General features: G+C 37.8%; 9 protein-coding genes. 3 read left to right on the top strand and 6 right to left on the bottom strand.

The window, feature by feature from the left end; translation table 11 throughout:
* Nucleotides 1-369 precede the first annotated feature (369 nt).
* The 6 genes from ACZOVS_RS10045 to ACZOVS_RS10070 form a co-directional block, all read right to left on the bottom strand.
* Nucleotides 370-1,920 (bottom strand): Rne/Rng family ribonuclease, encoded by a 1,551-nt coding sequence (locus ACZOVS_RS10045; RefSeq protein WP_483997104.1) that lies wholly within the window; start codon nucleotides 1,918-1,920, stop codon nucleotides 370-372.
* A 233-nt stretch (nucleotides 1,921-2,153) separates the two neighbouring features.
* Nucleotides 2,154-2,429, bottom strand: coding sequence for an HU family DNA-binding protein (locus ACZOVS_RS10050; protein WP_483997096.1), 276 nt, complete (start codon nucleotides 2,427-2,429; stop codon nucleotides 2,154-2,156).
* A 356-nt stretch (nucleotides 2,430-2,785) separates the two neighbouring features.
* The gene (locus ACZOVS_RS10055) at nucleotides 2,786-5,182 is read right to left on the bottom strand and encodes an FtsX-like permease family protein (RefSeq protein ID WP_483997097.1); all 2,397 of its coding nucleotides are present in this window, start codon (nucleotides 5,180-5,182) and stop codon (nucleotides 2,786-2,788) included.
* A 14-nt stretch (nucleotides 5,183-5,196) separates the two neighbouring features.
* Nucleotides 5,197-5,877 carry an ABC transporter ATP-binding protein gene (locus tag ACZOVS_RS10060; RefSeq protein ID WP_483997098.1) on the bottom strand — a complete coding sequence of 227 codons (681 nt, stop codon included), beginning with the start codon at nucleotides 5,875-5,877 and terminating at the stop codon, nucleotides 5,197-5,199.
* Between the two features lie 23 nt (nucleotides 5,878-5,900).
* Nucleotides 5,901-7,160 carry an efflux RND transporter periplasmic adaptor subunit gene (locus ACZOVS_RS10065; RefSeq protein ID WP_483997099.1) on the bottom strand — a complete coding sequence of 420 codons (1,260 nt, stop codon included), beginning with the start codon at nucleotides 7,158-7,160 and terminating at the stop codon, nucleotides 5,901-5,903.
* Between the two features lie 6 nt (nucleotides 7,161-7,166).
* Nucleotides 7,167-8,507, bottom strand: coding sequence for a TolC family protein (locus tag ACZOVS_RS10070; RefSeq protein ID WP_483997100.1), 1,341 nt, complete (start codon nucleotides 8,505-8,507; stop codon nucleotides 7,167-7,169).
* A 256-nt stretch (nucleotides 8,508-8,763) separates the two neighbouring features.
* Between ACZOVS_RS10070 and ACZOVS_RS10075 the strand changes: the two genes are divergently transcribed.
* The 3 genes from ACZOVS_RS10075 to ACZOVS_RS10085 all read left to right on the top strand — a co-directional run bounded on the left by ACZOVS_RS10075 (nucleotide 8,764) and on the right by ACZOVS_RS10085 (nucleotide 11,754).
* Nucleotides 8,764-9,297, top strand: coding sequence for a hypothetical protein (locus ACZOVS_RS10075; protein ID WP_483997101.1), 534 nt, complete (start codon nucleotides 8,764-8,766; stop codon nucleotides 9,295-9,297).
* A gap of 184 nt (nucleotides 9,298-9,481) precedes the next feature.
* Nucleotides 9,482-10,819, top strand: a complete 1,338-nt coding sequence (locus ACZOVS_RS10080) for a sigma-54-dependent transcriptional regulator (protein ID WP_483997102.1) — start codon at nucleotides 9,482-9,484, stop codon at nucleotides 10,817-10,819.
* Complete coding sequence (locus ACZOVS_RS10085) at nucleotides 10,819-11,754, top strand: PAS domain-containing protein (protein ID WP_483997103.1); 936 nt, start codon at nucleotides 10,819-10,821, stop codon at nucleotides 11,752-11,754. Before ACZOVS_RS10080 ends, ACZOVS_RS10085 begins: the two co-directional genes overlap by 1 nt.
* Nucleotides 11,755-11,819: the final 65 nt, after the last annotated feature.

Genomic DNA, 11,819 nt, shown 5'->3' on the forward strand with positions numbered 1-11,819 from the left:
TTTGTTTAAAGTCTTGGTTTTCATATTGAAAATTTTTTGTAATTCGGCAAATATATTGAAAATATAATAAGAAAGCAAGAAAATTAATGATTATTTACATGTTTTTGTTGGTATTGAAAAAGTATATTATTAACAATTAAATCGATACAGAATTTTATATGCAATTTTTTTGTTGAAGCAAGTACTGTTTTTTCGTTTACATATTTGATATATTCAATTGAATGGCAAAACTTTTTTTGTTGAAATTTGCAGTTTTTAATAAGACATAATTAATATGATTCTTTTAGAAATAATATTCAGTAGCTTACAAAAAAGGCCGGCTGTTGTTGATGACGACCGGCCTCGTATTCGTGTTTTACGGCAACATGTTCAGAATGATATGTCGTCTCCGTTTGAATCTTGAAAATTGACTTGTAAGATATGGAATGATTTGACGGGAATTATCTTTATATGTCTTTTGTATTTCCACATCCATTTCTTTCTGATTGAAAACAACCCTTTTGTCAGGTATGCGTATATGAAAGGGTGTACCTGAATAGTCAACGATTTTTCGTTTTGGTCTAAAAACAAGTAGTTGATATTGTGTTCAATCTCGTCAATAAACAATGTTGACGGTTTTATTTTGCCTGTTCCGTCGCAGACGGGGCATTTTTCATTTACGGTAATCTCCGTTTCAGGGCGAACCCTTTGTCTTGTAATTTGAATAAGACCGAATTTTGTTGCAGGCAGGATAGTATGTTTTGCACGGTCTTTTGACATTTCCTGCTGTAGTTTCTCAAATAGGAGCTTGCGGTTTTTGGCTTCGTGCATATCGATAAAATCGACGATGATAATGCCGCCCATGTCTCTCAGTCGCAGTTGTCGTGCTATTTCAGTAGCAGCTTCAAGATTTACAGCTAATGCGTTTTCTTCCTGAGTATTTTCCTTGTTCAAACGATGTCCGCTGTTGACATCGATGACGTGCATGGCTTCGGTATGCTCGATGATTAAATAAACACCGTTTCTTATGGTGACGATTTTACCGAACAACCCTTTTATTTGTTTTGTTATGCCGAAATAGTCGAAAATTGGTTCTTTGCCTTTATATAATTTTACTATATCGGTTTTTTGCGGTGCTATGGTATTGATAAAGCTCTTGACTTCCTCGTAAATCTCATTATTGTCAACGTGTATGCCGTTGAATGACTCGTTGAGGATGTCGCGCAGCATGACAGAAGTGCGGTCCAGCTCGCTCACCAACTTGGCTGATGTTGTCAGATTGGCAAGGTTGTTCGACAACTGTTCCCATTTGCTGATGAGGAATCTCATGTCGGCGTCAAGTTCTTCTACTTTCTTACCTTCAGCCACAGTGCGAATAATAACACCGAAGTTGTTGGGTCTTATGCTCTGTATCAGGCGTTTGAGTCTGCCTCTCTCTTCACTGCTCCGTATTTTCTGAGACACGGAGACGCGATTGGAAAAAGGTACTAATACCAAATAGCGTCCGGCGAAAGATATTTCAGCCGAGATACGCGGCCCCTTGGTATTGATAGGCTCTTTCGCTATTTGAACAGGTAAATAATCACCTGCCGACAAGAAGTCTGAAATCTTGCCGCTTTTGTCGATGTCAGGCAGCAATTTGAAACTGTCCATGTCGGATTGAGCCTTGTTGCCCTTGGTGGCAAGTCTGGTGTATTCTATCAATGACCTTATCTGCGAACCCAAGTCCAAATAATGCAAAAATGCGTCTTTCTGATTTCCGATGTCAACGAATGCTGCATTCAATCCGGGAAGAATCTTCCTGATTCTGCCGTAATATACATCGCCGACAGAGAAATTCGTGTTGCTTTGCTCTTTGTGAAACTCAACAAGTTGTTTGTCTTCCAACAAAACAATACTAACCTCTGAAACATCAGAACTGATGATAAGCTCTCTGTTGATTGATTCTGTATCCATCTCTGTATTTGCAAAGGTTAAAAATTAATGAATAAATAAATAACACAACATTATCCCAATGCTGTGTTATTTCGTTTCCTGAAGAAAACAACTTTTACAAATCATTTCTTCTTGTGTCTGTCCTTTCTTAAACGTTTTTTGCGTTTATGTGTGGACATTTTGTGCCTTTTATGTTTTTTACCGTTTGGCATATAAAATAGTTTTAAATGTACTATCTGTTATTTTTTCATCTCATTAACAAAAGTCTTGGCAGGCTTGAATGCCGGAATGTCGTGTTCCGGAATAACAATCGGAGTTTCTTTCTTTATATTTCTGCCGACTTTTTGTTTTCTGGTTTTCTTGATGAAACTACCAAAACCTCTGAGATATACAGGCTCGCCACTCTTTACAGAATTTTTGACGATTTCCATAAAAGCTTCTACCACTCTTTGTGTGTTGCTTTTCTCGATACCGGTTTCTTCAGTGATCTTTGTAACGATTTCAGCTTTTGTCATATCTAAAATTAATTTAAGTTAGTTAGTAAAAAATAAATTTTGACTGCAAAGTTATACTTTTTTTTCATTCAGTTGCTAAAATTTTCATTTTTTTTCATTAAAAATGTGAGAAATAGCACTTTTTTTATCTTTTTTATTTTTTTAGAATGCAGTCCTTTTTTTTGTTTGTCTCATTTTTAAGGTTTGTGGTATGCGTTTTATAATGTAATTGATTTTCATGTTGTTATATTAAATAATTGAAAATCAGTACAATATGGTAATGCCGACTCGTCTTTTCATTGATAATGCAGCGATTTTAGAGACTTTTGTTCAGATAATTGCTGCAATAGCAGTTGTTTTTGACGAGTCGGCGGTTTTTATTCGTTTTTAAGGTATTCTATAGGATTGGTGTTCGCCGCTTTTAAGCATCTTACATATATTAATGTCAGTGTTATTGCTGAAATAAGACCAAGTGCTATGATGAAAACCCATGGATATATCGGTATATGATATGTGAAATTGTTGAACCAGCGGTTTGTGATAATCCAACTTATTGGTGAGGCTATGACAAAACTGATGATGATGATGTATATATATTTCTTCATGAATTTGAAGATGATTTCTTTTGTCGTCGCTCCGTTGACTTTTCGGATAGCTATCTCTTTCTGCTTGTATTGTGTTTCGAACAGGACCATGCCAAAAACTCCTATCAACGATATTATGATAGATATCAGAGTAAATGTAGTTATCAGATTCGAGAGATTTTGTTCGAAGGAATAGTTGACTTTCAATTCATCATCGAAAAAGGTAACATCCACTTCATCTTCTGTTGTATTCGGTGACATTTTAACAATAGAACTTTTGATATGTTTAATGGTGTTTTTGATATCTGCCCCGGTTATTATTTTGACATACAGATGATTAAGACTTTTCCATGATTGTTTTCCAAAGACATAGAAGGCGAAATTGCTTATGCCGTGTTGCAAGGGTCTGTAATTGAAGTTTTTGCAGAATCCTTTTATTGGTATCTCTTTGACATGTCCGGAAATCAGGTCTCCCAATGCCATTTCATTGTTTCTTCTTGCATAATCATTGAAAATGATTGTTCCCAATGAATCGAGTTCATCGCTTCGACTGAAATTTTCTCCATCAATGATGTCTATGTCCATAAATGTCAGGAAATTGTATGCTACAGGAAAACATTCGAAATAGATATTCTGACCTTTATATTCTCTTCCCCAAGACATGCGTGAAACATTTACTATTTCACCGGAAGAAAATGTAACATCTTTAATGTCAGTGTCTTGTTTCAACTCTTCCATGAGAGTCATTCTCTTATCATACGAATTGCCAATTTGATATGGTATATCGCAACACAATACCATTTCTTTGTTGAATCCCATGTCGTAATTCATCATGTATTCATGTTGTAGTTTGATGAAGATGGAACATATAATTAGTATTATAGATATGATAAATTGAATGATTGTCAATGTATAACGAAGTTTATTGCTTGATTTTGACATTGCAAATCCGGCTTTCAGAGTGAAAGTGGTTGGAAATGATGTGATATAATATGAAGGATAAATACTTGCCAATATTGCGGCTATGAAACCTGCCAATGCTATGATGACGAAGTTGACGATATTGTTTTCCAATGCAATGGAGACAGGCAACAATTCAGCAATATAGGAATTTTTTATCAGTAAAATAATGATTACCGACAGAATAAGTGAAATAATGGTTATGAAAACTGTTTCCATGACGAAACTGAGACGCATTTTCGCCACAGTGCAGCCGTAAATACGATAGGTGCTGACAGACCTTATCCTTTGAGGTACCATGGACATGAAAAAATTGATGAAATTTATAAATGCTATGGCAATTATCAATACAGCTATGGCTATAAGTGATATTGTGGTTGTAAGGTTTCCTTTTTTTGAGTTTGGCGAAATATTTTGACTGTCTTTTGCGAAATAACTGTCGTTGATATTCAGTATCCGTAAATTTTCAAAAACAGAAAGTTCGTTGTCCTGACTCATAGATTTCAGGTCTTCATCACTAAAAGTCGAATAAATTAGATCTTTTATTGATGTTAATCCTGTTTGTAAGCAATTGTCTATATCGGCGTTGTCATTCAGCAGCAAGTAAAACATATAACTCCACTCTGAAAAATCGTTATCGTTGCTCGATTCTTTTGTGAATACAACTTCTATTTTGCCGAAGTCACTGTTTTCAGGGAAATCAGGTATAATGGCTACGACTTGCATGTAGTCAAAAGTGGGGAGCATGTCGTTGATCTTAAGATTGAGGCGTTTTGCCGCTGATTTTGTGACGGCAATACAATCAGGATTGTCGTTCAATGTTATATCTCCTTCCAATGCTTTTATGTCGAATGTCTCATACCATTTTGGAGAAAAGGTCGCACCATTGAATGTGTTTTTTATCAAATCTTCATTTTCATTTTTAGAATAACATTCATAATGCGCTTCACCAAAATAAACGGTATGATTTTTTATTGCCGGGTTGTTTTTACAAAATGCATTGCCGATAGGAATGGGGATGGCAGCAATGTATCGGTTATAATAATCATAATATGTCTGGATTGTATAAATGTTTTTACTGTTGTTGATATTTCTGTTGTACGAAAGTTCGTATCGTACTTCAATAATTATCAGGTAAGTTACAGCAAAAGCTAAAGCCAATCCGAATATGTTCAGTAATGACGCTGTTTTAAAGCGTTTTATCAAATGGGTGAAGTTTCTTAGTATCATACTGAATAGATTAATTACAATTCACTAATAATGTCATTTACAATATGTCCATCCAGGAGATTTATTACGCGTTGGGCATAGCCGGCGTCTTTTTGTGAGTGTGTCACCATGATGATGGTGGAACCTTCTTTGTTCAATTCAGTAAGGAGATTCATCACCTCATGACCGTTTTTGGAGTCTAAATTTCCGGTCGGTTCGTCTGCCAATATGAGTTTGGGGTTTGCTATCACGGCACGGGCTATGGCTACACGCTGCTGTTGACCACCGGAGAGTTGTTGTGGAAAATGGTCGCGACGATGCCCTATCGCCATTCTTTTCATGATATTTTCCACCATTTCTTTGCGTTCCGATGCCTTGATGTTGAGATAAACAAGAGGCAATTCTATGTTTTCATAAACGTTGAGTTCATCGATGAGGTTGAAACTTTGGAATACGAAGCCAATATTGCCTTTTCTGAAGAGTGTGCGGTCTTTTTCTTTTAGCTTCGATACGTCTTTGCCGAGAAATTCATAATAGCCTTCGGTAGGATTGTCTAAAAGTCCGAGTATGTTTAGCAATGTAGATTTTCCACAGCCTGAAGGTCCCATGATGGCGACAAATTCTCCTTGTTTTACTTCGAATGAAACCTTATCCAACGCAGTGGTTATTATTTCTTCGGTACGAAATTCTTTTACTAATTCTCTTACTTTAATCATGATATGTGTTTTTATTGTGTTAATCAATTCATTATCAATACGTCTGCATCCCCATAATTATCATAACTCGATGTTATTACCTTTTCACCCGGATTAAGACCCTCCAACACCTCATAATACTGAGGATTCTGTTTTCCTATTTTTATCGGGCGTTTGTAAGCTTTGTTTTCTTTTTCGTCGATGACATATATCCAGTTGCCGGCTGTTTTCTGGTAGAAAGAGCCGCGTGGTATGAGCAGAGCCTCCTGAGGTTGTCCCAATTGAAGATTCATGTTGTAGGTTTGTCCGCTTCGTATGTTGTCTGGGCGAGCATCTACGAACTTGAATTCAGCTTTGAATTTGCCGTCGCGCACTTCAGGATAGACTTTGCGCAAGACTGTTTTATAAGTCTCTTTCCGGCGTTCGAAAGTAGCGTCTAAACCGGCGTTTACTCTGTCGATATAGTGTTCGTCTATCATCACCTCTATCTTAAAATTAGACAAGTCGTTGATTTGTCCTATTTTGGCGCCTGATGTTATAGACTGTCCGAGAGTCACGTCGAGCAGTCCCAACTCGCCGTCTATGGGAGCCTTCACCATGAGATTGTCTTTACGTTGTCGTATCATCATCATGTTGACACGCATGTTTTTAAGACTTTCCTCCATTTGTTGTATTTCCACTGTGCGGTAGAGGCTGTCTTGAATTTGTCTGTTGATGATGAGTTTCAGTTTGTCGGCTGCCAGTTCGTAATCTTCCTTGGATTGAAGATATGTCTCTTTGGCAATGAGAGAGTCGTGGAACAATGCCTCATTTTGTTCAAAAGCCCTTTTCATACGACGCAAAGTCATTTGACATTGTAGTCTTTCCTGTTCAACGCTGAGTTTCTGTTGTTCCATAGAGATGATGGTATTGCGGAGTATATTTTCCTTCTCGGCAAGTTCAGCCTCCGAATTAAGGATTTGTAAATCTAAGTTAGGGTTGCTGAGAATGACAATAACATCACCTTTTTTGACGGTGCTGCCTTCTTCTTTGATAATGCTTTCCACCATGCCGCCTTCCATCGGGCTGAGCTGTACAGTGCTGATTGGCTGGACCTGACCATTGATACGTATGTAGTCGTTAAATTCTCCTTGTGTTACAACCCCGGTAGTCAGAATACGGCTGTCAATGCGCAACGCATTGTGTTCTTTGCGCAACACAATCCAAATAATAAAGATAACGAAAGCTGCTATGAACAGGTATTTGATGTTTTTCTTTTGAAACAATGCTTTAAAACCGGTTTTCTTCTCTATTTTACGATCCATAACTATTTAGTTTTCTTGGTTGATATAAGATATTCCTTTGTAGTAATCCACTATTCTGCTTTTTAGATTGTATTGCAGCAAGGCGTTGAGATATTCAGCCTCTGCCGACATGATATTGTTACTGCTTGTCTGGTATTCTATGGCAGAGATAAGGCCTTGTTCATAACGGCGTATGTTGAGGTTATGAGCTTTTTGTTGTGCTTTGACTCTTTTGTCGGCATAGATGAGTGATTTCAAGGCATTCTGCATATCCTGTACTGCTATTTCGACATTTATTTCCATTTCTTTACGGTTTTTCTCATAGTCGTATTCGGCTATATGAAGTGCGTTTTTGTTTTTTCTGATGTTGGAATGTCTGTTAAGACCATAGAAAATAGGAATGTTGAGTTGCAGTTGTATGTATTCACCTTGTCGTTGTTCTAATTGTTCCAGGAAGGGTATAGTGGTATAGCTGTTGTCGAACACGGTGGCATAACCTGTTGAGTATCCGGCATAGGCGGAGAGCGAGGGTAAGATCTGCCATCGCGATGTTCTGAGACGGAGGCGGGCATTTTCTATGTCGCCACGTGCCTTTATGAGCGAGGGCAGCGTGAGTTCTGCACGGGCTATGATGTCGTATGTGTCGATATACTCTTCCTTTACTGCCCTTAGTGTTATCTCTTTTTCCACTATGAGAGTGTCGCTGTAGGGATAACTCATCTTTTCTTTGAGAACGGAGATGGCATTGGCATAACTGTTTTGCATTTTGGTAAGGTTATAGTCTTTTTCTGCAAAGGCAGCTTCCATGTCAGCCACCTCGGCATATCCTTTGACACCCTGCTCTTCCTGTCGTTTGGTGAGATACAGGTTTCTGTCCGCCTCTTCTTTCTGCTGTTGTGCCAATGCGCTCATCTCCCGGTAGTATAACACGTTATAGTAGGCCTGTATTACTGCAAGGCATATTTCATCTTCTATTATTTGTGCTTCCGATACTCCCATCAGTTTTGCGTTTTTTGCTATCTTGTAATTGTTGACAGTGTTGAATCCGTTGAATATGGTATAACCGGTGCTGATGGAGTAGCTGTTGTTGAAATTACTGTAATTTATATAGGTGTTGGTTTCCGGGTCTATGGAACGCCCGAAATTGACGTTGGCTCCTATCCCGCCTTCGATTTCAGGTAAGAAATCCATGATGGCATCGCGGTATTCGACAGATAAATTGTCGTTCTCAGCAATCTTCTTTTTTATGTCAGGCGTATTTTCAAGAGCATATAACATACATCTTTCCAAATCCCATGTCTCTTGTCCTGACACCATTGTCGTAATGGCTATTGCTATCATCGTTGTTATGAGTGTCTTTCGTATCATTTCTTTTTTTATTTTGAAAAGATAATTCAATATCCGTGCCAAATAATTTAAAATATTGATATACAATAAGTTGAAAAACATGGAGTTTCTAAAAGTGTCCAAAAATTGGACACTGTATATCTAATTTTTGGACACTTGTGCTCATCGGAATGATAAAAGTCAAATGGCAGCTTACAGTTAAATATGTGTAAAAAAATATTGTTTTAGTATTAAAATATTGAAAAAATTGTTAACTTTGCAAAAAATAAATCAAATCATGAGAAAATATTTGCTTTTAATTGTAGCAGCGTTGATGGCATCTTGCTGCGGACCTAAAACGACTGAACTGACAGTTGAAGATTTTAACGGTAAGGCTGCCGAATATGTCGAGAAACCTGTAACCATTACGGGTGTGGCGAAACATATTTGTGCCAATTCAGGTACAAAATTGTTCCTTGGCTCTCCTGAAGGAGGTGATGCTATGGTAACTGTGTTTACCGGTGAAGGTATGGAGCCTTTCGATAGGACTACTGTAGGAAAAACATACACTGTCAACGGCATTGTTAAGGTTACTGTAACTATCGATGATGCATATCTCGATGAATGGGAAAGAGAAGTGGTGGAGAACGGCATTAGAGAAGGTGATCATATATGTGAGACGGAACAACAGGCTGCCGGAGTGGAGATTGACGAGAATGAAGAGAATCCTCAACTTAAACAGATTGAAACTTACCGTGAAAAAATCGTTGCCAACGGCGGTAATCCGATAATTCAATATCATGTTGAATGTCAGTCGTTTGATATTAACTAATTAGTTGAATAAAAATTAAGTGTCGATGTGCCGGGTTATGTGACTTGGCACACCATTTTGTCATATTTGAATGTGTCGGTTGCATTGCAGATGGCTTCAAGACAAGTGATGTTATTCATTGCTGAGCTTGATGTAGTTGATAATGCATGTTTTTTATGTTTTACACACTTATATTTGATAGGTCATGGCTAACATTCTTGTGATAGACGATAACAGGAGCATACTTGTGGCTCTTAAACTGTTGCTTTCAGGAAAGTTTGACATCGTAACAACTCTTAGCTCACCTAAGACATTGTTGTCGGTCATGCGGGAACACGATTATGACGTGGTGCTTCTCGACATGAATTTCAATGACAAGACGAATACCGGCAATGAGGGATTGTTTTGGCTTTCTGAGATAAAGAAAAATTTTACTGCCGAGGTGGTGCTTTTCACCGCCTTTGGCGACATAGAACTCGCTGTCAACGGTATCAAACGTGGAGCATACGACTTCATTGTCAAGCCGTGGGATAATGAACGTCTTGTCAAGACATTGTCCGATGCTGCAAAAATGAGAAAGTCTAATGACAAGGGACATGACAACAGGGACAAAGACGATGCTCCTTTGTATTGGGGCACGTCGCCGGCATTTCAGATGACGAAGTCTATAATACAGCGTGTCGCCCCGAGTGATGCCTCTATCTTGATAACAGGGGAGAATGGTACCGGCAAGAGTATGATAGCCCGTGAGATACATCAACAGTCATTGCGTCGCAACATGCCATTCGTGACCGTTGACATAGGCTCTTTGTCGGGCACTCTTTTCGAAAGCGAGTTGTTCGGTCATGTAAAAGGTTCTTTTACAGATGCTTATTCCGACCATATAGGTAAGTTCGAACTTGCCAACAATGGCACTATCTTCCTAGATGAGATTGGCAACATACCGCTTAACCTTCAAACTAAATTGCTTCACGTCTTGCAGGACAAAACAGTGTCGCGTGTTGGCGATAACAAAGAGATCCCTATTAATGTAAGATTGATATGCGCTACAAATATGAATCTGCAAAATATGGTGATGAAAGGTTCTTTCCGTGAAGACCTCTTTTATCGTATCAATACAATAAATATCAAAGTTCCCTCTCTTCGCGAGTGTAAAGATGATATTGTGCCGCTCGCTGAGTTGTTCATGCATCGTTTTGCGAAACAATACAACAAAAATATAACAGGCATAGACGATGATGCCAAGATGCAACTTTCAAAGTATCAGTGGGGCGGCAATATCAGAGAGTTACGCAACTGTATGGAACGTGCCGTTATTTTGTGTGCTTCCGATAAACTCGACACTTCCGATTTCCAATTGAATTTTCTTGATTACTGGACTCCTGACACCGAAGAGGAAGATATTGGTACTCTTGATGATATAGAGAAAAATGCCATAATGAATGTGATAAAAAAATATGAAGGTAATTTGTCCCTCGTTGCCAAACATCTCGGAATAAGCCGACAGACTCTTTATAACAAGATTAACAAATACGGACTTTAATGTACAGGAAAATCATAATATTGCTGATATGTATAATGTCGTTGTGTGTGACATCTGTGTTGTGTTTCGTATATGATTTTCTGTTTTTTGGCATTTTGGCATCTATATGTTGTCTGATATGTGCTTTTATGGTATTGTCTTCCTATAATAACAATATTCGGAAATTGTCTTTTATGCTCAGTTCCATGGAGGCTGACGATTTCTCTTTTCATTTTGAGGAAAATAAGAAAGGCTCTGAAATACAAAGAATATTCAACAGTGTGCTGAATAAAATCAATGCTCTTGTCAAATTTAAACTTATACAACAAAGGGAAAAGGAGAAGTATTATGAGAAGTTGTTGGATTGTGTCAATACCGGCATTATTGTAGTCGATAAAAAGGATTTCATATTGTATCATAACAGGGCGGCTCTGAAATTGTTGGGCTTGCCTGTGTTGACACATCTTCAGCAGTTGAACCGTCGCGATGCGGCATTGTATTCTACCGTCGAGAAATTGAGCGACGGTGAAGAGGGAAAGGTCGGTATTGTCAATGAACTTGGTAAAATGATACTTTCGATAAAATGTGAATATGTCGAACTTAAGGAAGAAAATGTCAAGATTTTAGTACTAAACAATATAAATGCTGAGATAGAATCTGTAGAGACAGAGACATGGTCTCGTTTGTTGCGCGTCCTGATACATGAAATTATGAATGCAGTGTCTCCTATAGTGTCTCTCTGCGAAAGTCTTGAAAGTGTTTATAATGGTAACAGCAGTGAATTTATAGAAAGTCTTGATGTGATAAACAAAACAAGCAAGGGTCTTGTCAATATTGTAAGTAATTACAGTGACTTGACAAGGATTAACAAACCGATTAAAAAGGTTGTTCCTTTTAAAGTATTAATTGATAATGTGTTATTACAATACTTCGGTAAAAAATTACCGAGAAATTAAAATTAAACAATAGAATCGGTGTTAGCCGGTTCAGAATTATATTAAAGAGATCATTGAAATACTGT

This window comes from Candidatus Limimorpha avicola (genome assembly GCF_056978975.1).